Below are 22,496 nucleotides of genomic sequence, written 5' to 3'. Positions count from 1 at the left end.
GCAGATGGTGCTGCCGAATTCAGAGGGGGTTTCACCGGCCCCCACCTACTCAGGATTCTGCTCGTCCTATATTCTTTACCCTTACGTGACTATCACACTCTACGGTTGACCTTCCCAAGTCATTCAAGTTAAAATATACTTCTAAATGCAGTCCTATAACCCCGGGCTTGCCGTAACAAGGCCGGTTTGGGCTGCTCCGATTTCGCTCGCCACTACTCTCGGAATCACTGTTGTTTTATTCTCCTATGGGTACTTAGATGTTTCAGTTCCCCACGTTCGCTTTCATACCTAGTATGAATAGTTAGTCTTCAACTAACTGGGTTGCCCCATTCGGAAATCTACGGATCAATTGATGTGTGCTCATCCCCGTAGCTTATCGCAGCTTATCACGTCCTTCTTCGCCTCTGAGACCCTAGGCATCCCCCATACGCCCTTCTTTTGCTCTTTTTTATCTCTTCTCAGTCTTTCCCATCATGTCAATGTACTCTTTCGTAGCTATCAGCTTTGAGCGATTAGCTCTTAGCATTGCTACTTCGTGGTATAAGCTCTTTATCTATACCTTGTTTTTTTGTGGGCCTGCCTGGACTGGTTTCGACTACGCTCAGCCTAAACTTCTCGTCCATTCATTCTCCTTGTTTTTTTGTGGGCCTGCCTGGACTCGAACCAGGGACCTTTACATTATCAGTGTAACGCTCTAACCACCTGAGCTACAAGCCCCTCAATTTTTCTGAGTCAGCATCTGTAATTCCTTCTATGCCCACCCTTACTTTTTTTATACTAACTTATTTTGGAGATAAAGACTAACATTTTTTTGTTTTGTATCAAAGACCTTCCTTTATTGTTTATTTCATCAGTCTTGCAACTGATTATCTCTAAAAAGGAGGTGTTCCAGCCACACCTTCCGGTACGGCTACCTTGTTACGACTTAGCCCCAGTCACTGGTTCTACCCTAACGAAGTCTTTAACCTTCCGCTTCAGGTCTACCCAACTCCCATGGCTTGACGGGCGGTGTGTACAAGGTCCGGGAACGTATTCACCGCATCATGGCTGATATGCGATTACTAGCGATTCCAGCTTCATAGGGTCGAGTTGCAGACCCCAATCCGAACTGTGATAGGCTTTTTGTGATTCGCTTACTATTGCTAGCTCGCTGCACTCTGTACCTACCATTGTAGCACGTGTGTCGCCCTAGGCGTAAGGGCCATGATGACCTGACGTCGTCCCCTCCTTCCTCTCTACTTGCGTAGGCAGTCTAACCTGAGTCCCCATCATGACATGCTGGCAACAGATTATAGGGGTTGCGTTCGTTGCGGGACTTAACCCAACACCTCACGGCACGAACTGACGACGGCCATGCAGCACCTTGTTTCGCGTCATTGCTGACTTATACATCTCTGTATAATTCGCTCACATTCTAGCCTAGGTAAGGTTCCTCGCGTATCATCGAATTAAACCACATGCTCCACCGCTTGTGCGGACCCCCGTCAATTCCTTTGAGTTTCACCGTTGCCGGCGTACTCCCCAGGTGGATTACTTATCGGTTTCCCTTGGTCACTGAGGCTTAAACCCCAACAACTAGTAATCATCGTTTACGGCGTGGACTACCAGGGTATCTAATCCTGTTTGATCCCCACGCTTTCGTGCATCAGCGTCAGTTTATTCGTAGCAACCTGCCTTCGCAATTGGTATTCCTTCCGGTATCTATGCATTTCACCGCTACACCGGAAATTCTAGCTGCCTCCAAATATCTCAAGCTCAACAGTATCGATGGCATGTAAAACAGTTAAGCTGCTACTTTTAACCACCGACTTATTAAGCCGCCTACGCACCCTTTAAACCCAATAAATCCGGATAACGCTCGCCACCTACGTATTACCGCGGCTGCTGGCACGTAGTTAGCCGTGGCTTATTCTAATGGTACCGTCATTACCCCTCGCAAGGAGCACATTCTTCCCATTCAAAAGCAGTTTACAATCCAGAGGACCGTCTTCCTGCACGCGGCATGGCTGGGTCAGAGTTGCCTCCATTGCCCAATATTCCCTACTGCTGCCTCCCGTAGGAGTCTGGCCCGTATCTCAGTGCCAGTGTGGGGGATACTCCTCTCAGAGCCCCTAAGGATCGTAGCCTTGGTAAGCCGTTACCTTACCAACTAGCTAATCCTACGCATGCCCATCTACATCCTATAAATATTTCAACTAAGCACGATGCCGTGTCTAGTATTATGCGGTGTTAATCCCAGTTTCCTAGGGCTATCCCCCTGATGTAGGTAGGTTGCATACGCGTTACGCACCCGTTCGCCGGTGACATTGCTGCCCCCTCGACTTGCATGTATTAAGCCTGCCGCTAGCGTTCATCCTGAGCCAGGATCAAACTCTCCATAGTAATTTCTTACATCGAAAGATCTCCCAACTTTATGTTTCGTCTCTATCTCCAATAAGTTAATGAACTTTATCCCACTTCATCGTGAGCTCGTCACTGTTTCCAGCCTCTCTATTTCTCCCTTCCGTCTTAATCGGGGTGCAAAGGTAAGAACCTTTTTCTATTTCCCAAATATTTGTAAGAAAAAAATTTATTTATTTATTTGAACTTTATCCCCGATTTAACAATTCAGTTGTCGCTTCCTCGTCGTTTGGGAGTGCAAAGGTAGTATATGCCTAGGCAGTTTTCCAAATATATTTTTGAATAATTTTATGGCCTTTTTTAAGCACTATTGATTATCAACTATTTAGTTTTAAATATTCCTAAAATATTTATATTCTTTCTTTGATTATTATAAGACATGGAAAGTAAAAAAAGTGAAGTTAAAGTAGGGATATTAAGGCAAAACGTTTTCAGAACTAAATGAGCGAGTATTATAGAAGTATGTTTTAATCAAAAAAAATATTGTAATTTATAAATATCTGAAAAAACAAGACTGAAGAATTTATATTCATTAACAATTCCATGCGGGAAGGATAGTAGTGGAAAGCCCACAGCGAGGAACGAGCGAGGACTTGTAACGGATAGCCTGACCCTCCCGATGATAATTGGGAGGGGCCGCCCAAAATAGATTTATTGATTCAAGAGTTTAAATAAACTTAGTCATTTTTAAAAAGTCTATTGGCCATGAAAGCGTTTACTCCGAGAATTTTCGCAAAGTCGCCAAGATTGGTTACTTCTATTAGCAGTTCGTCTTTGAAGTCGGGAAGGCAGTATTTATTGATAGCGTGTTCAACTGGATTTACTATTATTTTGCCAGCTTTTGATAATACGCCATCAATAACGATAATTTGAGGATTGAATAAATGAACAGCCACTGACAATCCTTTTCCCAATTCTATACCTATATTATATAAGATGTCGATAGCGAAAGCATCTCCATTTTTTGCTGCTTCGATAACCATCTCAAGATTTATTTGCTCTAGCTTATCTTTATATTCTGATAAAATCGAAATCTGGCCATTTTTCAAACCGGCCTTTATACTCTTTAATAAGGAAGATGCTGAAGTGACGGTATCCAAACAACCAACTTTACCACAACCGCAGAGTTCGCCTTCGGGATTGACTTGTATGTGGCCTAGTTCACCAGCAAAGCCCGATGCACCATTGAAAATTTGTCCATTAAAGACAACGCCAAGTCCAACCCCCCAGTCTACATTAATTGATAATACATGCTGAAGGTTTTTGCCGACGCCAAATTTGGCTTCTCCATAGGCAGCTGCTTTGGAGTCGTTTAGCGTAAATACGGGCAACTTAAAATTTTCGCTCACTCGCAAGCTCAATGACTTATTTTCAAAATTGAGATTTTTATAGGTTTTATTGATACCTGTTCGCTTATTGACCAGACCTGGAATTGTTATTCCGATCGAAATAATTTCTTTGTCCTGCGATTTTAGACCATGAATGGTAGTTTCAATTAATTTGAAGAGTTCTAATAGAAAAGATGACTGGGCAGTGAGCTTAAGATTGTATTGTTCTTGATGGATAATTTCATTATTGAAGTTAAGAACGAATATTTTAGTATCATGTGTAGTTATATCAATGACGATTACATGTTTCCATTGTGGATTCAAAGAATAAATAGTAGGCCTTCTTCCTTGCTTTTTATTATCAAGTTCTTCTCCGACCAACCAATTCTCGGTCAAAAGTTCTTCAATGTGGGAAGTGAGTGTAGGAATGCTGATAAATAATGACTCTGACAAATCAGATATGGCCATTTTACCATTGATATAAAGAGCATTTAGAATACTCTTCTTTTGTTTAAATTTTTTGAGTTCAACAGCAGATTCTTTGAAAGATACCTCAGTTTGGTGATAATAATCTAGGTTTTCAGAGTCCATTTAATGCTACAATATGGTTTTTTTTAAATTAAATTTGAATATTACAAGTTTAAAGTTAATTAAAAAGTCTAATTTTTTATTTTTTCGAAGTAAAAAAATACTTTTTGATAATTTAATTTAAAAAACAAAAAGGAAAATATTCTAGAATTGGTTGACTGGATGCTTTTAGATATATTGCAATAGAAAACTTTCTCAACAAATGTTTATGAAAAAACTACTTGCCTTAACTGTTGTTTGTTCTTTAATTTTTCATTTTGTATTAAGTGCTCAAAAAATTCAAAATCATGCAAAAAACGTAACCATCATAAGAGATCAATGGGGAATTCCGCACATAGAAGGAAAAACTGATGCGGATGCGGTTTTTGGTTTGATGTATGCCCAATGCGAGGATGATTTTGCACGTGTGGAAATGAATTATATCGAAAAACTTGGACGGTTATCAGAAATTAATGGTGAGTCTGATATATACAATGATTTACAAATAAGGATATTAATAAGTGAAAGCGAAGCCAAGACAGAATATTTTAAAGCTCAACCTTGGTTGAAAAAGCTTTTAGAGGCCTATGCAGACGGTATAAATTATTATTTATCAAAAAATCCTGAAGTAAAACCGAAACTCATTAAAAAATTTGAACCTTGGTACCCTTTATTATGGACCGACGGAAGTATTGGGGCTATTAGCGTGGCTGATTTACAAATGAGTGAGTTAAAGGCATTTTATGGGAACGAAAAAAATGTGGGTGCTATAAAACTAAATGAAGATTACCAGCAAACCGGTTCGAATGGATTTGCTTTAGCACCTAATTTGAGCAAATCCAAAAATGCAATGTTGTATATTAATCCGCATACCACTTTTTATTTTAGACCTGAAGTACATGTAAAAAGCAATGAAGGACTAAATGCATATGGAGCCGTAACTTGGGGTCAGTTTTTTATTTACCAGGGATTTAACGAATACTGTGGTTGGATGCACACCTCCTCAAATGCCGACGTGGCAGATACTTATTTGGAAAAAATAGTTAAGAAAAGTGATGGTTACTATTATGAATATGAAGGTAAACTTAGGAAAGTTACTTCGAAAAAAGTGGAAATTAAATACCTGAAGGACGGCAAGAATTTAGTTCGAATTTTTGAAGTATATTTTACACACCATGGGCCAATAATGGCAAAAAGAGGCGAAAACTGGGTGAGTTTGAAATCCTATAACCGAGCACAAAAAAGTCTGGAACAAAGCTGGCTAAGAACCAAAGCTAAAGGTTTTGAAGATTACAAAAAGGCTATGGACTTGAAAGCTAATACTTCAAATAATACCGTTTTTGCAGATAAATTTGGAAATATAGCTTATTGGCATGGCAATTATATGCCGATCAGAGACAATTCTTTGAATTGGGCAAAGCCTCAAGATGGAACTAAGGCCTCCACAGAATACAAAGGTTTGCACAGCGTTAACCAAGTGGTCCACATATATAATCCGAAAAATGGATGGATTCAAAACTGTAATTCTACTCCATTTACTGCCTCAGCCGAAAACAGCCCAAAACGAACAAATTACCCTGACTATATGGCTCCTGATGGAGAAAACTTTCGTGGCGTAAATGCAATTAGACTCTTGGAAAAAGTAGAAAAAATTAACCTAGACGAACTCATAACACTTGGCTACGACAATTATCTACCTGCTTTTGAGGTACTTATTCCGAGTTTGAGAAAAATAAAAACAGAAAATGTAGTTTTAAAAGAAGCTATACAACTGCTCCTTGGTTGGGATTATCGAACTTCCTCCCATTCTATAGAGACAACTTTGGCTATTGAATGGGCACAAAAGCTTAGTTCTTCAATCAGAAAAATATATGTGGACCAAGGTGAAAACGATCAAGTAGCCACCACAAAAAGGTTTGCTGACGTGGCCACTGAAAATGAACTTTTGGAACCTTTGGAAAAAACTATTAACGAATTAATTGAAAAACATGGCACTTGGAAAGTAAAGTGGGGTGATATAAATAGGTTTCAAAGGCTAAATGGTGAATTTTCAACTGAATTTGATGATAATTTACCGAGTATACCTGTTGGTAATGCTTCTGCACTTTGGGGAAGTTTGCCTTCATTTAATAGTAGGTATTATCCAAATTCCAAGAAGAGATATGGATACAGTGGAAATAGCTTTGTTTGTGCAGTGGAATTTGGCGATAAGATAAAAGCCAAATCTGTTTTGGCAGGTGGAAATAGTGGTGATAAAAATTCTAAGCACTTTAATGATCAAGGTGAAATGTATTCTAAAGGCGTTTTTAAAGACATACTTTTTTACAAAGAGGATATTCTTAAAAATGCCGTTAGAACGTATCGCCCTGGTTTCTAGCAAATTCGTACATTGAGCGAAGTCTAAGTGTGGTTATTGGTAATTGGTTATTGGTTATTGGTTATTGAAAGCTTTTTTTTGGTAGTGAGTTCCTTCAATGAAAGTTTTATTCACCCATAATGGTCAAAACCAATTTCCTTCCCGAATCGTGGTTTCGGTGTTCACAGAGATAAATACCTTGCCATGTGCCTAAATTTAGTTTTCCGTTGGTAATCGGAATCATTACTTGGCAACCGAGCGTCGAACTTTTTAGGTGTGCGGGCATATCATCATCCCCTTCGTAATCATGTTGATAATAAGTAGCTCGCTCTGGAAAAAGAACATTAAAATGCCTTTCAAAATCACCCCGAACGGTTGAGTCACAATTTTCGTTGATGGTCAAACTTGCTGAAGTGTGTTTTATAAATACTTGTAAAAAGCCGATTTTGATATTTTTAATTTCATCCAACTCTTTCAGAATTTTATCCGTAATGAGATGAAACCCGCGTTGGAAGGCGGGAAGTTTTATTTCTTTTTGAAATAACATAATTAGATTGTGTTAGTTTATTTCAAATAAAGACCAAATTGCTGAAACTCCGAAATAATATTAATAATTTTAGCAAGCTTAAATGAAGATATTAATTAACATAAATGCCAGAAATAAGTCCAAGATTTTATGCTTGGTGGGTATTTTTTTTATTAACATTTCTCATGCTCAGTTGATTGTAGCTTCAAAAACATTGGTTTGTCCAAATGAAGCTACCCAACTCAAAATAAATGACAAAGCTCTCAACCCTTTTGATTTTTGTGTAACCAAACTCAATGAAAGATTCGGCTTACATTATTTTAAAACTTGTAGACAAGTAACTGTTGAAGATGCCATAATAATGGCCAAAATGATGAACGGCCACCTTGCAACTGCCTCTGACGAACAGAAAAATAGCTTTCTTTTTAATCTTCTACCCAACGATATTCACTGGATAGGCTTCATTCAAAATCCAAAGGCCAAAAATTTCAATGATCCTCCAAATCCTGCCTCTGGTTGGGAATGGATAAGTAAGGCCTCTTTTGCCAGGGCCTTTTGGGTAGACGGAGAGCCCAATAATGATGAGTTAAATAACCCTGGAATGCACGCCATACAAGGCTGCAGAAGAGATCCGCTATGGTGCGATGAATCCGGTGACAAAAAATATGTTGGATTAATAGAGAGTAAAACCAATATAATACCTCCGATAATTTCACCAAAAATCAGATGGGAAACGGGTGAAACCACCCAAGAAATTACAGTGAGACCAAGTCAAAGCAAATATTACAAGGTGAGCATTGACTATGGAGTTTATACCATCACAGATTCAATTTTAATTGAAACGCCATATGCAAAAACAAAATTTTCGAAACCTGGTGGCTGTAATCCTTATAAATGGAAACCCGAATTGGAAACTAACGCACCTCTTACTGACCTTAATATCCTGTGGACTTTTGGAGATTCAAGTATGGTTAATGTAAAAAATCCTGATTTCACGGTATACAATGAAGGGTTTATGACAGGTACTGTAAAAGTTCTATCAAATGCATGTGGTAGTGAGCTTTTGAACAAATCGGAAAGGTTTGAACTTTTTCCGATGAAAGACCAAGAAATGATCATAACCGAGGTTCAACTGAATCAGGAAATTAACATGACACCAAAAAATGAGGGGCCGTTTACCTACAACTGGTCACCCCAAACTAATCTTTCTGAAGCCAACATTTTTTCACCTACGTTTACAGCTACAAAAGAAATAACTTACCAGCTGAACATAAAGGATGATTTTGGCTGTACGGCCAAAGAGAGCTTTAAATTCACCATTGACCCTGATTTGTTGATTTTTGTACCCGACATTTTTACACCGAATGATGATAATCTCAACAATACATTTAGTTTTATTACTGTAGAGGGTTTTTATGGAGAAATAAAGAAGCTAGAAATTTTTAATAATTTGGGCGAAATTATTCACAGCAACGAAATGAAAGAAATGAGTTGGGATGGAAAAATAAAGGAGAAAAATGCTCCAAATGGTCAATATCTATATGTGATCACCTACCAAATTGGTGATAAAACCTACAAAAAAAACGGCAAGGTTATGATTTCCAGATAATTTCAAGCCGAAAACTCCAAAATGGCTTCTACAAACTCAATAGGCTTCGTTGCATGTACCCAATGATTTGCTCCTTCGATAGTTAATAATTCAGCATTCACAAAAGACGATTTAAAATCCTCAAAATCAGCATCAGTTACATAACTTGAATCCGAACCTCTAATTAGCAAAGTTGGTTTTTCCACTTTTTTATCTAAAACTATCTCACCACCAATTTGATAAATCTCTCTACTTATTACTGGGATGTTAATTCTCCAATCAAAACCACTCTCTTCTGTTCTGTAAAGGTTTTTTAGAATAAATTGCTTTTCCCCAAAGTCAGAGACGTAGTTGGAGAAAATATCTTCGGCATCTTTTCTACTGTTAATTTTACTTAAATCAATGGCCGCCAGACCAGCCAAAATGTGGTCGTGGTGGGTTGGATAAAACCTTGGGGCGATATCTACGATTATTAATTTGGAGAAATTGGTATAGGTTTGAGCAAAAGTCATGACCGTTTTTCCGCCCATGGAATGCCCCATGATGATTGGATTTTGAATATTATTTTCATTCAAATACGCATTCAAATCAGAGGCCATCACTTCATAGTTAAACACCTCATTTCGTGGCGATTGTCCATGATTCCTGGCATCTAAAATATGAACTTCAAAACCAGATTCTGCTATTTTTTTACAAACAGTAAAAAGATTGTCTGAAGAACCAAAAACACCATGCAACACAACAAAAGGCTGCCCCTCTCCTACTTTTCTCGAAAACAAATGCATATAATATATCTCTATTGAAAAACAAAAATAACACATCGCATCGGGCAAATCCTTGAATTTTAAATCATTTATTGCACCTTTCGTCACAAATATATTGTAAGAGCCATAATTTTTTAGGAAGATTTGTGTTATATGTGTTCCCAAATAATTCTAAAATAATGTCTTTAGTAGATTGGTTAAAAAACTTATTTTCAAAAAATAAGTCCGAAAATTCAGAAATAATTGAGATGCCTGGCTCAGACATCATTAATGCCGAATTGGTGGCTTTCCCCAAACAAAATATCCAAGAGTTGATAAACGATGAAGAAGCGTATCCCTATTGGTTAAGCAATGAGGACGCCCTGAGAGACGAAGGCGTCATTTTTGGACTTTCTGAAACCAAACCTGAAGAAAAACTCAAGATAATTGATTCTATTTTTCAGAAAAAAGCCTCTGGTTTGAAACAAAAACGTGATGAGCTTTCGGAAAGAATTGGCGAGTTAAATCTTTTCATTGAAAAACAAAATGAGGAAATTCAGGCGATAGATCAAAAATCAAAAATAGCCAACGAACAGGAATCCAAAGAAGAAAATCTTTTCAGAGTTTCTGTAGGATTACTTTTATCTATCGGTATGTGTGCTGGTAACTATTTTTTGATAGACGAAGGCCTTAAAAATTCTTTCCCTGAAAATCACCAATGGATAGCTTGGGGAGTATTTCTGACAGGTATGTTTAGTCTTTACAATCCTACAGCCGTAATCCATAATGAGGAAAAATTGACTTGGAAAAAACTTTTGGAAGAATTCGGAATGCCATTAGCAGCCTCCATTTTTGTGTTTGTACAAGTTTATGAAGCCATGCCATTATACAAATCTTTGGCATTTCTACTTTTTACTTTTTTTGCATTTATGATTTCAGGCAAAATTCTTTTGGGCAGCATCGCTAGGCTCAAATATGACCTAAGGGCTTTGCATCAAAACCTGAACATTAAAAGTGACAAGAAAAAAGTAAACACTGATTGGCAATTGCAGAAGGATGAAATAAACCACGAAATAGAAAAAATCAGAATAGAAAAATGGAAGATTTTGCCTGATTTAAACGAAATAGAGGCTCAAATGGCAAAAATAAATGCCGAAAAGGAAGCCATCACCAATGTGTTTTTGAGCGAGTATAATCTGGCCAAAAACTACAAACAGAAATTGAATAGCAGTCAAATCAAAAATATATTAGGAGAATGAAACCAAACGGCGAGGATTTTGAAAAAGGGTTTGAAAATGGCATAGATAACGTAGAAAGAGCCAATTATGAGGGTTATTTGTCCAGCGAAGTAAGCCTTGATTGGTTATTGGGCAATAAAGAGATTATTACCCAGGATTTAGATGAAACCAAACTTTCGCTCGAAAACTCAAGGTTGGAAAAATTAGAAATCTTGAAACAAAAGCAAGAAATCTTGATAGAATATGAAGAGCAAAACCATTTGACCGCTCAGCTTGAGAATGAAATTGCAGAAAAAAAGAACAGAATAGCTGAAATAAAAGAACTCAAAAAGCAAAACCAGTCACCTTATCCAATGTTGGCTGGTATCATTTATTTGGCGGCTGGTATCACCTTCATATTCGGTGATTTAATTATCTCCCACGAAATTGTAGCCTATGCCCTTAATATCCGAAATACTTTCGAGGCCTGGGCATTCGCATTTGGTTTGGCCGGAGTTTCTATATTATTAAAACCTGCCTATGAGCGACTTATAGAGCAGCCTTACCTTACACAAGTTAATACTTCTTCGAAAAAAGCACACAGCTATTTTCAACTTATTTTGGTAATAATATCCATAGGAACACTGTCTATTTTGGGATGGTTTAGATACGAAGCCTACAAAACTGATAAACTAAAGGAGGCAATAAACCGGGAAATAAAATCACTTCAACTTGAAGCTACACCATTGATTTCGGGAGGACAAACAGTTGAAAATCCATTGTTAACACAAAAAATAGAACAAAAACTCAGAGAATATGATGCTTTGAATCAGCAATTGGTGAACAGTCCTTGGGCTTTATTGTCATTTGTTTTGAGTGGAGTTTTGTTCGCCATAGCGGGAGCCATTTGTTTAGGAATTGCCTTTCCAGTTTTGCAAGTTTATTGGAAACGCTGGTTGCAGTACAATCCAGTAATAAACAGTGCGAATCGACAAATTAGAAAGAAAACCAAGGCTTTGAACGAAATAAAAAAACCATGGTTTAAGGGTAAATCATTGTTGGATTTAGCAGATCAAAAACTAGAGTTACTGCCTAATTTAGAAGAACTTAACAATAAAAAAGACAAACTTGAGAACGATCTTTTGGCTATAAATGAAAAAATCAAATTGGCTATAGAATCGGCACGCGTAAGTACCTACAACGAAGGTTATGAAAGTGGCAACACCAACCGCGATAATCTTTCCGCTGAAGACTTGGAAAGTTACAGGAAACATATTTTGGAAAAAATAAAACAAAGCAGAGAGGAATCAAACGATAGAACACCAAGAACATACAAAACGAACGGATTACGCCCGCATCAAGCTCTTAGAAAAGCCATAACCAATTCTTTTAATGAAAATTGAATTTGATTTTTGGATTAATTAGCCAATTTTGCAAGAAAAAAGAAAGTTTTGGTAAACATCGTAAAAATTGGGGGAAATGTAATTGACAATCCTGAAAAGTTGAAGTCATTTTTAGGCGAATTCTCGAAAATAAAAGGTCCTAAAATACTGATTCATGGAGGTGGAAAAATAGCTACAAAAATAGCCAAAGACTTAGGCATAGAAACCAAAATGGTGGAAGGCCGCCGGATAACCGACGAAGCCATGAGAGATGTGGTGACGATGGTATATGGCGGTTTAGTTAACAAACAAATAGTAGCTCGCCTTCAAGCCAACAATTGCAATGCCATTGGCCTAACTGGTGCTGATGGAAAATCGATTTTAGCTCAAAAACGGCCCTTAAAGACCATCGATTATGGTTTTGTAGGTGATATTTTGGAGGTTAATTCTCTTTTTATTAAGTCACTTTTAGATGCTGAAATAGTACCTGTTTTTGCTCCGCTTACCTTTGATATGAACGGCAATATGCTCAACACCAACGCTGACACACAGGCTTCCGCAGTGGCCACAGGTTTGTCTTCCTTATTTCCTACAAATCTGGTTTATTGTTTTGAGAAAAAAGGGGTTTTATCTGACCCAGAAAATGAAGATTCGGTGATAAGTGAATTAAATCCCGAAAATTATGAATCTTTCAAAAGGCAAGGTGTTATTTATGAAGGTATGATACCAAAACTTGATAATGCTTTTGCGGCACTGAGAAGCGGTGTAAGTCAGGTAACTATTTGCCATGCAGATCAATTGCAAATGGCCTTAGAAAAAGGTAATGCAGGAACTAAAATAACCTTATAAAACTTGGAAAACGACAGACTTTTAAAAACCGAAATAGCCAACGCTCTTTCTCACGGAATTGGAGTTATTTTAACCTTTGCATTTGGCCCGCTGCTGGTTACGATGGCTCACAATAAAGGAGTTACGAACTTGGGATTGGGTACTGCGGCCTACACTTTAGGTTTGTTTATGGTTTTTAGTTTTTCTACTTTATATCATGCTGTTTTTAATCCAGTGGCCAAAAGAGCACTTCGGGTTTTAGATCACATCAGCATTTTCTTTTTGATTGGTGGCACTTACATTCCCTTCATAATACTATTTACAGATACTGCGACGGCTCGGCTATTTTTAATAGTTCAATGGTCTCTCATAGCTTTTGGAATCATCAAAAAAGTATTTTACACAGGAAGATTTAGGCTCCTTTCTAGTTTGATTTACATCTTTATAGGTTGCATGATTTTCTTCTTCGACAGAGGTTTTTGGGGAAGAATACCGGATGTTCCATTCTATTTTTTAGTAGCGGGTGGATTGAGTTATTTGGTGGGAGTAGTGTTCTATCAAAATCAAAACATACCATACAACCACTTCATTTGGCATCTATTTGTGCTTTTTGCTGCTATTTTTCATTTTGTTGCGGTGTTTCTGGTGGTAAAATAGTAAACGAAAGACATTTTTGACCCCTCAGTGATTCTAAACAAGATTAACTTTTTTACTCAAAACTCACTATCTGAAGATCAGAACCCTTGGCGATTAGATCAAAATCCAAATCGTTGTGACACAATTTTACTCTGTTTTGAATTGCATACCAAGCAATAAGACAATCATTAGGTTTTTTAATGCTAATACCCATTTTTCTTAATTTGTAGTAAAGCGTTGCTGCACTTACGTTACCAAAATAGTGTGAGCATTCTAAAAGAATTAACTGGTATAAACTAAATTTCATTTTTTCAAACTGTTCTTCCATTTTAAATCCTTGAAGAATTTCTTGAATAATAGGTGGACAAAGACAAATCGGATTGTTCTTTAGTAGATATTCCTTTAATAAATTACTTTGAGGATTTTCTCTTTTTTGGATAAAGTCTATCCAAACTGAAGTGTCAAAAAGAATAGGCTCACTCATATTTGGTGGTTCTCCATTTCGATAAATCCCCTTCCCAAACCAGTTCACCTTGCAATTTTAATATTTGCAATTTAGCCTGTCTTTCTAAAAACTCTTTGAGAGCTTGATTAACAACAGCTTTTTTAGTTTTCAAACCGCTTAATATTAAAGCATTTTGAATTAATTCTTCGCTTAAATCAATGTTTGTTCGCATCGGCAACATTTTTATACACCAAATATAGAAAAAAATATACACAAAACGAAATTCAAATAAAAAATAGTCGAAGTTATTTTGGCAATTATCAATAATTACTTCTTCATAAAACTTGACAAAAATCCACCTAATACTTTTAGTCCATCTTCAACTATCTCAGAATTTTCGACCTGAATTTTCAAAAAAACTTTGCCATTTTTATCTTTTTCAATGATTTTATCTAGAAGTTCCTGTGTTGCCTTTGGATTCTTTAATGTTTCCATCAAATTACTAAGAAATGAAATCCCTTGATTTACTAGGTCATTAGATTTATCCGACGCTTCGACATCAAAAATATCATCATCGCCCAGAAGTCCATTTTCTACTTTTTCAACATCCATGTCTTTTGATTCGGACGGAAGTTCGAATTCAAGATTAGATTCAATTTCAAAATCTATATCAGTCGATATTTCATCAGTCAAAGTCTCCAAAGACTCCATAAATCCTTTAAACTGATCATTATCAAGAAATATTGTATCTTCTCCCCCATCCAAAACACCACTTGCCATGGAAGATTTAAATTTCAAAACATCCAACATTTTGTGTTCTATCGTACCCGTCGAAACGAGATTTATAACGGTTACATTTCGATTTTGTCCTAATCTATAAACACGACCAATTCTTTGCTCAAGTACAGCTGGATTCCACGGGATATCCAAATTTATGACCAAAGAGGCTGACTGCAGATTGAGGCCTACTCCACCGGTATCCGTTGAAAGAAAAATTCTAGAGTTGGGTTTTTCTTTAAAATTTGTCAATAATTTTTCTCTTTTATGACTTGGAATTCCGCCATGTAAGTATTCATATTCAATACCTTTTTTGTCAAATTCAGCCGCAATAAGGCGTGTCATTCGCTCCCATTGACTAAACACAACCACCTTACTGTCATTGGTTTCGAGAAATTCTTCTACAATATTCATGAGTTCGTCCACCTTGGTGTCTTTACGAGTTCTTTGGTCAATAATGAAAGTACTGTCGCACACCATACGCATTCTACTCAGCGACAAAATCAACTTTTGCCTATCCACCTCGTTAAGGAAACCAAACTTCCGCCATTTGCTTACTAACTTACTGACCAACCTTTGCATTTCATCATGAATTTCTCTTTGTTCCAAAGTCATCGGAACAAATAGATTTTTATCCATTCTTTCGGGCAGTTCCTTCAACACTTCGGCTTTGGTTCGCCTAATAAGTGTATCTGCCAGCGTCAATTTTATTTCGTGCAAATGCTGATAACCAATTACTTTACCGGTTTCAGGATCTTTTAATTGATACCTCTCTACAAATTGATAAAGCGGTCCGAGCTGATAAACATCGATAAACTGCATGATGGAATACAACTCCTCCAGTCTATTTTCAAGCGGTGTTCCGGTTAACACCACCGTATAATTAGAATTGAGTCTTTTTACACTTTTCGAAACCTTGGTTTTCCAGTTTTTTATCCTTTGGGCTTCGTCCAAAATTACAAAATCAATTTCTAGCGTTTCGTTTATAAAATCTATATCTTGAGCTATATAGTTATAGCTAACAATTTGATAATAAGCACCATTATTGGAATACTGCTCCCTTCTTTTATGGCTACTGCCTTCAATTATTTGTACCGAACTGTGCGTAAACCGCTCAATTTCGGACTTCCATTGGTATTTTAGTGAAGTTGGACAAATAATAAGCACACTGTTGGTTTGTAAGACTTTTTTATAAATCTCGGCAACAGCAATCGACTGAATGGTTTTACCTAAGCCCATGTCATCAGCCATAAGACTTCTACCAGCCCTTGCCGCAAACTTTACACCTTCTTGCTGAAATGGGAAAAGCTGAACTTTGAGAGCCCCATCTATGTCAGAGAATTTCGAATTTTTCTTGAAAAAATCTCCCAATTTAATCCTTCTCGTTATGTTCTCCCTAATTTTTATAACATAAGTCAAGGCATCATCATAACATCTAAAAGAGCTATTTATCTCTTTTGCTTCTTGAAGAATTTTCTCGAAAATTGGAAAAGACGTGGCTAAAAGTTCGAAGTTGTCTGAGAAATATTTTTTTCTAAAAACCTCATATTGGGAGGCATTATCGGTACCAATCTTAAGTTTTACCTGTCGGCCACCCACATAATCTAAATAAATACTCGAATAGGTACCAATGAATACCTTGTTCTGGAGTTCAGAAAGGTCATTATTTGTCTCAATAAACTTAATGGTTGCCGCAATATGCTTACAAATCCCTAGTCGATTGGTTTTAAAATCAAGACAATTACAGAAATTTCTCTTGTAATCAAAATCTCTAATCGATACTTTGTAGTTATTGATAGTGTGTGGGTTATATACCAAATAGTCAGAGAAAACAGGTTGCTGACCTATGTTAGAAATCACAAAAGGATTTTCTTCACCAAACTGTTTGCGTAGGCTCCATTGCCATTGGTCAACAGACAAACGAGTAGGTTTTTTGTAGTATGGAATACGCAATTCTGAATTATTCTCAGAATCTGACTCATTGGCTGACGTAGACTTCTTTTTCAATTTTTGGGTTTAAAAGTTTACTCAAAAATAAGAAACAAACCAACGGCCAACCAATATAAAACCTACTTTCTCACATATGTGTGGCCAAAACCATCATATACTTCGTCAAAAAGGAAAAGGCTGTCATTCTTAATGGTATATGACATGTTCATAGCGTCTTCGTTCGGAAATACAATCATGGGTACAAGCTCCGTAGAAGTGATGGACTTGGCATTTTTTAGCTCATAACGTGCTGAAATGGTCGTTTTACCTGTTTGAATCAAGGAAAAATTACCTTTGGCATCAAAAACCATTTGACGTTGATCGGTTTCAGATGGCTTGATTGTCAAACCAGCAATGCCACCTTGAGAAACCACCCATTGCCAATTGCCAACGATGCTCGAATTAACTTTTTCAGCTTCACAGCCCATTACCATCAAACAAATTAATATAGCAACAATCCTCATAATAATAGCTTTTAAATTCAAAATTAAGATTCTTTTACCTGAAAATAGGTTGTAAGCCGCATTGAATTTATTTTTGTAAAAAGTTTAAGTTAATGAAAAGTTCAGAAATCGACCATTTAAGTGAATTTGCTATTGGTTTCTTAAAAAAACTGATAGAAACGCCTTCTTTTAGCAAAGAAGAAAACCAAACACTTGAACTTTTTAAAGAGCTTTTCACAGAAAAGAATATCCCTTTTGAAACCATAAAAAACAATATCTGGGCAAAAAACAAGCATTTCGACTTATCAAAACCGACCATTTTGCTCAATTCTCACCACGATACTGTAAAGCCTAATGCTTCCTACACTAGAAATCCGTATCAAGCTGAAATTATTGATGGGAAACTTTACGGATTAGGAAGTAATGATGCTGGTGGGCCATTGGTCTCGCTGATGGCAACTTTCTTATACTTCTATGAAAGTTCAGAATTGCCTTATAATCTGATATTTGCAGCATCAGCCGAGGAAGAAATATCAGGAAAAGACGGCATAGAACTTTTGATAAAATCTCTTCCAAAAATAGACTTGGGCATTGTAGGTGAACCTACACTTATGGATATGGCGGTTGCTGAAAAAGGTTTATTGGTGTTGGACTGCAAAGCAAATGGCATAGCTGGACATGCAGCCAGAAATGAAGGCAAAAACGCTATTTATGAAGCCTTTGATGACATAAACTGGTTTAGAAACTTCCAATTTGAGAAAATTTCTGAAAGTCTGGGGCCTATAAAAATGTCGGTTACTGTGATAAATGCGGGAAGTCAACACAATGTAGTGCCAGATGAATGCTCGTTTGTGGTGGATGTACGTGCGACGGATGCGTATAGTTTGGAAGAAACCTTGGAAATAATCAGGCAAAATGTAAAATGCGAAGTTACGCCAAGAAGTGTAAGGCTCAATCCCTCAGGCATTTCGCTTGAACACCCCATAGTGAAAAAAGGAATTGCATTGGGTATGAAACCCTACGGCTCACCGACACTCTCCGACCAAGCCTTGATGCCATTTACCAGCATAAAAATTGGCCCAGGAGATTCTGCACGCTCTCATACGGCTGATGAATTCATTTTTGTGGAAGAGATTTATGGAGGGATTTCAGGTTATTTGGAGTTGTTGAAGGGGTTGGTGATTTAGGAAGTGAATTAACTGTAATTTATAAAGGAAAAAATCAGCTGTCAGTCATTTGTATTTATCAATTAGAAACTCCGAGTATTCGTGTTTGATATCAAAATCTTGCTTAAGCTTAATAATTCCACTTAGACTTTTTACCAAAGGTGTCTTTGGAATATCAACTTCTTTATAACTTGCCATTGTTGCCAAATTAGATTTATGTATTCCAGAAAGGTTATTTTTTTTAAGTTTATTATATTTTGGAGTCATTTCAAGCATTTATTATTCACTAACAAAGTCGAACGATTTGTTATATTGGTACAATGTTCTGGTTTTAACATTTGAAATATAAATTCAATTCCAGGTAATTACAATTTTCTCGAATAATTAAATAGTTTTGTTTTATAAATGAAAGAGAAAGCGGTTCAATAATCTACTTAGAATTTAACAATTAAAAAGAAATTTTAATCTCCCATTCCAATTAATCTTATAAAACAAAAAAGAAAGATTTAAACCGCTCATAATCTTACAATAAACAACGCTTCTTATATGAAACTGAAATTTATCGAACCAACTATTATTTTCTCAATTGCGGGCTTTTTTATACCTGGTTTCACAGTTATAGTAATAATAGGATTTCAAATGCTTCTTGTATTACTGGGTTTGGAATGCACAACCGCCTGGAGGTTTACTTGGTTTTTAACAATTTTAGCCTGCGTTATTTGCCCTTTTTTATTTTTTTCAAAGATTGTTAAATCAGTCAGTTTAGAAAATTATGAAAAAGTAAAAAAACAATTATTACTCTTCAATATTTTCGAATATGTTATGCTTCAATCCAGTTTATCGGCATTTTACAGCAATCCTAAAACGCTTTGTAACGTGGGCGATGGACAAAATGGTTTAGAGTTAATTTTTACCGGCTGGCTGGCTTTACCAATACTAATAGCGATTAGTTTTATTTTTGAAAAATTAATTGATCTAGATTAATTCTCAGAAATAGTTTGCTTCTTTTCACAAACTAAAATTTCAAAACACTTTCCCTAATCAATTAAAATTCATTAATTTCCCCCTTGAACACCGCAATCCTTAAAAAAGCCGCCAACTACTGTGTTTATCAGGAACGCACGCAGGATGAAGTCCGAAAGCGATTGCAGGAGTGGAAAGTTTGGGGCGACGAAGCCGAAGAGATTATCGCCTATTTGATTACCGAGAATTATCTGAACGAAGAACGATTTGCCAAGGCTTTTGCTGGAGGGAAATTTAGGGTTAAAAAATGGGGAAGACTCAGAATAAAAGCTGAATTAAAAGCTAGGAAAATGAGTAAATATATCATGGAAGTGGCCATGAAAGAGATACCAAACGACGACTATTTTACTACTGCAACTCAACTCATTGAAAAAAAACTTCACGATTTAAGAACGGAAAACAACTATCTAAAACGCAAACAAAAAACATTCAACTATTTGATTTCCAAAGGATATGAATCAAATATAGTTCTTGAAATCTTGAAAGATTTGGAAAAGAAAAACTCATAGCATCGGTTCTTTTTTAAAATGCCTAATCATCTGTCCATAATCCATTTTATGCAATAAACCGTAGACACTCATATATATCCGCTTCGATTTGGTTTCGTAAGTTTTGGCCGATTCCACCCAGTTAGAATAATATCTTTGATGGCCTTTAGGGTACGAATTAAATAGCTCCAAAGCTTCGGGTTCCAGTTCGAGCGAGGACAATAAATCTGCTGAAATTGGCAATTCCTCTGTTTCTTCTTCTAACGCTATTTTGAGTTTGTTTCCTAATTGCTTTTTAAGCACTTTCCTCATTTCAGCATTCAGTGGCAATATAAAATTCCCCTCTCCTATCGGCACCAAAGCTACCTGATTGATGGTCAAATTATCAAGTTTGCCTTTAACTCGGTAGGTAGTTTTGGTTTTAGGTTTTATTTTTTCGGCAATATCCAAAGGAACTTCCACGAATGTCCAGCCAGTTTTTTCACCATTTTTGGCATATTTTATTATTTCAGCTTCAAATTCTACCATAAACAAAAAGTATTTTTGAGAGTTAGAAAGTTAATTCTAAAAGAGATGCAAAGTATTTCATTCGAAAATTAGGCAATATTTGGTGAATTCGAAATCGGCACATCCGTATTTTGCCATTTAAAACTTTAATTTTCCGCTAAATTATTTTTTGATTTCTTGAAAAAGATGCCAACCTAACTTTGTTTTGTAGATTTGTAATTTATCATTCAATAAAAAATAACAATGCTTCAGTTCTTAAAATATGTTTTGGCCACAATAATCGGAATATTCCTTTTTTCGCTGTTTTCGTTGTTTTTAATTATCGGAATTGGCTCGATGATGTCTAGTAGCGAAGATGAAACTTCAGTCAAGTCAAATTCGATTTTGCAACTCGATCTTAATACTCAAATATCAGAAAACTCAACCAAAGAAGATCCTTTTTCAGAGATTTTTAGCAATGGTGAAATGAAAACAGGTCTGATTGATCTCAAAGCAGCTATTGCCAATGCCAAACTGGATCCGAATATCAAAGGTATCAGTATAAAATTAGAGTATCCTGTTGCTGGCTTTGCCGAGATTGAAGAGATTAGAAATGCATTGATAGACTTCAAAAAATCAGGCAAATTTGTGTATACCTATGCAGAAATAATGACTGAAAAAGCTGTTTATCTTTCGTCTGTTGCCACCAAAAGCTATCTGAATCCAGCAGGTGGAATAGAATTTAATGGCTTGGATGCAGAGATAACTTTTATGAAAGGCCTTTTTGACAAAATCGGTGTTAAACCAGTTATTTTCAGAGTCGGTCAGTTTAAAAGTTTTGTTGAGCCCTATATCAGAACGGACATGAGTCCAGAAAACAAAATGCAAGTTTCAGAATACTTGGGTTCAATATCCAACCACATTTATTCTAAAATGGCAGCTGAAAAAGGTATGACGAAAGCAGAAATAGACGAAGTATTGAACAAGGCTTTGATTCAAGAACCTCAAGATGCAGTAAAATACAAAATATTGACTAATGTGGGATATGAGGATGAATACGATGCGGCATTGAAAAAAGCAACAGGAATTAAAGAATCTGCTAAGCTTAGTTTTATTAAACTTGGTAGCTACAAAAAAGCCAAAAATTATGTAAAAGAGGGGTCTAGAGACAATAGAATAGCCGTAATTGTAGCTGAAGGTGATATCAATTCGGGTGAAGGCAGTTCAGAATCTATTGGATCAGAAACTTTCTTAAAAGAATTGAGAAAAGCGAAAAATGACAAAAAAATTAAGGCTATCGTACTAAGAATCAACTCACCTGGTGGTAGTGCTTTGGCTTCGGATGTAATGTGGAGAGAGATACAATTAACTAAAAAAGTAAAACCTGTAATAGCTTCAATGGGTAGCGTAGCTGCCTCTGGCGGATATTATATGGCAATGGGATGTGACACCATTGTGGCTCTTCCAACCACCATCACGGGTTCCATAGGTATATTTGGTATGTTATTCAATGCACAAGAATTGATGAACAATAAGCTTGGAATTACTTTCGATGGCGTTAAAACGCATGAATTTGCTGATTCGCCTTCGTTGACCAGAGAAATGTCAGATGCCGAGAAAATGTTGATTCAAAACTCAGTGAACAAGGGCTATGAGAAATTTACTTCGAAAGCAGCCGCAGGAAGAAAAATGTCATTAGAAAAACTTAAAGAAGTTGCCGGAGGACGTGTTTGGACAGGTATTCAGGCTAAAAATGTTGGATTAGTAGATGTATTGGGTGGACTTGACGATGCCATTGCCATTGCCGCCAAAAAAGTAAAACTCAAAACTGGCGATTACCAAGTAAAGTATTATCCTTATCCAAAATCAGAGTTTGAACAGATAATGGAGAAATTTGGCAAAAGCCAAGAGGATGCCAAACTAAAGGAATATCTAGGTGTTTTTGCCCCAATGGCTAAAGAAATAAAATATCTTCAAAATATGGAAAGGCTACAGGCCAAACTGCCTTATAGTTTAGAAATAAAATAATCTGACCATCATTTATTAACCTTAAAAAAGCCCAAGGATACTTGGGCTTTTTTATTTTGAATATTTTTCAAGGAACCTAC

19 protein-coding genes, 1 tRNA gene and 2 rRNA genes are annotated in these 22,496 nt (G+C 36.5%); 10 read left to right on the top strand and 12 right to left on the bottom strand.

All coding sequences use genetic code 11. The annotated features are described in order from the left end of the window. The 4 genes from EGI24_RS02530 to EGI24_RS02515 all read right to left on the bottom strand — a co-directional run. A 23S ribosomal RNA gene (locus EGI24_RS02530) occupies positions 1 to 447 on the bottom strand; the annotation flags it as partial. Between the two features lie 196 nt (positions 448 to 643). Further along, positions 644 to 717, bottom strand: a tRNA-Ile gene (locus EGI24_RS02525). Positions 718 to 876: 159 nt separating this feature from the next. Further along, a 16S ribosomal RNA gene (locus tag EGI24_RS02520) occupies positions 877 to 2,382 on the bottom strand. 695 nt (positions 2,383 to 3,077) lie between these two features. Next, a complete protein-coding gene (locus EGI24_RS02515; RefSeq protein ID WP_255046687.1) occupies positions 3,078 to 4,319 on the bottom strand; it encodes an ROK family transcriptional regulator in 1,242 nt (413 codons plus the stop codon). Between the two features lie 205 nt (positions 4,320 to 4,524). Between EGI24_RS02515 and EGI24_RS02510 the strand changes: the two genes are divergently transcribed. Then, on the top strand, positions 4,525 to 6,672 hold the full coding sequence (locus tag EGI24_RS02510) for a penicillin acylase family protein (protein ID WP_255046686.1): 2,148 nt from the start codon (positions 4,525 to 4,527) through the stop codon (positions 6,670 to 6,672). 106 nt (positions 6,673 to 6,778) lie between these two features. Here EGI24_RS02510 and EGI24_RS02505 read toward each other — a convergent pair whose 3' ends face one another. Further along, positions 6,779 to 7,198: a secondary thiamine-phosphate synthase enzyme YjbQ gene (locus EGI24_RS02505; protein WP_255046685.1), complete on the bottom strand. Its 420-nt coding sequence runs from the start codon at positions 7,196 to 7,198 to the stop codon at positions 6,779 to 6,781. Positions 7,199 to 7,280: 82 nt separating this feature from the next. On the opposite strand from EGI24_RS02505, the gene EGI24_RS02500 reads away from it, so the two are divergent. Further along, on the top strand, positions 7,281 to 8,786 hold the full coding sequence (locus tag EGI24_RS02500; protein WP_255046684.1) for a gliding motility-associated C-terminal domain-containing protein: 1,506 nt from the start codon (positions 7,281 to 7,283) through the stop codon (positions 8,784 to 8,786). A 2-nt stretch (positions 8,787 to 8,788) separates the two neighbouring features. On the opposite strand, the gene EGI24_RS02495 is transcribed toward EGI24_RS02500, so the two are convergent. Next, positions 8,789 to 9,550, bottom strand: a complete 762-nt coding sequence (locus EGI24_RS02495; RefSeq protein WP_255046683.1) for an alpha/beta fold hydrolase — start codon at positions 9,548 to 9,550, stop codon at positions 8,789 to 8,791. Between the two features lie 158 nt (positions 9,551 to 9,708). On the opposite strand from EGI24_RS02495, the gene EGI24_RS02490 reads away from it, so the two are divergent. Genes EGI24_RS02490 through trhA form a run of 4 tightly spaced genes read left to right on the top strand, consistent with a single transcriptional unit; the run spans position 9,709 to position 13,592 of the window. Further along, positions 9,709 to 10,767 carry a hypothetical protein gene (locus tag EGI24_RS02490; RefSeq protein ID WP_255046681.1) on the top strand — a complete coding sequence of 353 codons (1,059 nt, stop codon included), beginning with the start codon at positions 9,709 to 9,711 and terminating at the stop codon, positions 10,765 to 10,767. Further along, positions 10,764 to 12,128 carry a hypothetical protein gene (locus tag EGI24_RS02485; RefSeq protein ID WP_255046680.1) on the top strand — a complete coding sequence of 455 codons (1,365 nt, stop codon included), beginning with the start codon at positions 10,764 to 10,766 and terminating at the stop codon, positions 12,126 to 12,128. Before EGI24_RS02490 ends, EGI24_RS02485 begins: the two co-directional genes overlap by 4 nt. A gap of 48 nt (positions 12,129 to 12,176) precedes the next feature. After that, complete coding sequence (gene argB, locus EGI24_RS02480; RefSeq protein WP_255046679.1) at positions 12,177 to 12,956, top strand: acetylglutamate kinase; 780 nt, start codon at positions 12,177 to 12,179, stop codon at positions 12,954 to 12,956. A 3-nt stretch (positions 12,957 to 12,959) separates the two neighbouring features. After that, positions 12,960 to 13,592, top strand: coding sequence for a PAQR family membrane homeostasis protein TrhA (gene trhA, locus EGI24_RS02475; protein ID WP_255046678.1), 633 nt, complete (start codon positions 12,960 to 12,962; stop codon positions 13,590 to 13,592). Between the two features lie 52 nt (positions 13,593 to 13,644). On the opposite strand, the gene EGI24_RS02470 is transcribed toward trhA, so the two are convergent. The 4 genes from EGI24_RS02470 to EGI24_RS02455 all read right to left on the bottom strand — a co-directional run bounded on the left by EGI24_RS02470 (position 13,645) and on the right by EGI24_RS02455 (position 17,246). Then, positions 13,645 to 14,055, bottom strand: a complete 411-nt coding sequence (locus EGI24_RS02470; protein ID WP_255046676.1) for a PIN domain-containing protein — start codon at positions 14,053 to 14,055, stop codon at positions 13,645 to 13,647. After that, positions 14,048 to 14,248 (bottom strand): type II toxin-antitoxin system VapB family antitoxin, encoded by a 201-nt coding sequence (locus tag EGI24_RS02465; protein WP_255046674.1) that lies wholly within the window; start codon positions 14,246 to 14,248, stop codon positions 14,048 to 14,050. Before EGI24_RS02465 ends, EGI24_RS02470 begins: the two co-directional genes overlap by 8 nt. A 95-nt stretch (positions 14,249 to 14,343) precedes the next feature. Next, positions 14,344 to 16,800 (bottom strand): DEAD/DEAH box helicase, encoded by a 2,457-nt coding sequence (locus EGI24_RS02460; protein ID WP_255046673.1) that lies wholly within the window; start codon positions 16,798 to 16,800, stop codon positions 14,344 to 14,346. Positions 16,801 to 16,862: 62 nt separating this feature from the next. Continuing rightward, positions 16,863 to 17,246 carry a hypothetical protein gene (locus EGI24_RS02455; protein ID WP_255046672.1) on the bottom strand — a complete coding sequence of 128 codons (384 nt, stop codon included), beginning with the start codon at positions 17,244 to 17,246 and terminating at the stop codon, positions 16,863 to 16,865. A 92-nt stretch (positions 17,247 to 17,338) separates the two neighbouring features. Between EGI24_RS02455 and EGI24_RS02450 the strand changes: the two genes are divergently transcribed. Beyond that, a complete protein-coding gene (locus EGI24_RS02450; protein ID WP_255046671.1) occupies positions 17,339 to 18,412 on the top strand; it encodes a M20 family metallo-hydrolase in 1,074 nt (357 codons plus the stop codon). 45 nt (positions 18,413 to 18,457) lie between these two features. On the opposite strand, the gene EGI24_RS02445 is transcribed toward EGI24_RS02450, so the two are convergent. Then, positions 18,458 to 18,589, bottom strand: a complete 132-nt coding sequence (locus EGI24_RS02445) for a hypothetical protein (protein WP_255046670.1) — start codon at positions 18,587 to 18,589, stop codon at positions 18,458 to 18,460. A 348-nt stretch (positions 18,590 to 18,937) separates the two neighbouring features. On the opposite strand from EGI24_RS02445, the gene EGI24_RS02440 reads away from it, so the two are divergent. Continuing rightward, positions 18,938 to 19,375: a hypothetical protein gene (locus tag EGI24_RS02440; RefSeq protein WP_255046669.1), complete on the top strand. Its 438-nt coding sequence runs from the start codon at positions 18,938 to 18,940 to the stop codon at positions 19,373 to 19,375. An 83-nt stretch (positions 19,376 to 19,458) separates the two neighbouring features. Further along, the gene (locus tag EGI24_RS02435; RefSeq protein WP_255046666.1) at positions 19,459 to 19,923 is read left to right on the top strand and encodes a regulatory protein RecX; all 465 of its coding nucleotides are present in this window, start codon (positions 19,459 to 19,461) and stop codon (positions 19,921 to 19,923) included. Here the strand turns inward: EGI24_RS02435 and EGI24_RS02430 are convergent. After that, positions 19,918 to 20,430 (bottom strand): YdeI/OmpD-associated family protein, encoded by a 513-nt coding sequence (locus EGI24_RS02430; RefSeq protein ID WP_255046665.1) that lies wholly within the window; start codon positions 20,428 to 20,430, stop codon positions 19,918 to 19,920. The genes EGI24_RS02435 and EGI24_RS02430 overlap by 6 nt on opposite strands. A 222-nt stretch (positions 20,431 to 20,652) precedes the next feature. On the opposite strand from EGI24_RS02430, the gene sppA reads away from it, so the two are divergent. Then, positions 20,653 to 22,416, top strand: coding sequence for a signal peptide peptidase SppA (sppA, locus tag EGI24_RS02425; RefSeq protein WP_255046664.1), 1,764 nt, complete (start codon positions 20,653 to 20,655; stop codon positions 22,414 to 22,416). Positions 22,417 to 22,496 lie beyond the last annotated feature (80 nt).

Origin of the sequence: Lacihabitans sp. CS3-21 (assembly GCF_024343675.1) — a bacterium.
Classification (GTDB): Bacteria; Bacteroidota; Bacteroidia; order Cytophagales; family Spirosomataceae; genus Leadbetterella.
This window is presented reverse-complemented; position numbering and strand designations above follow the sequence as displayed.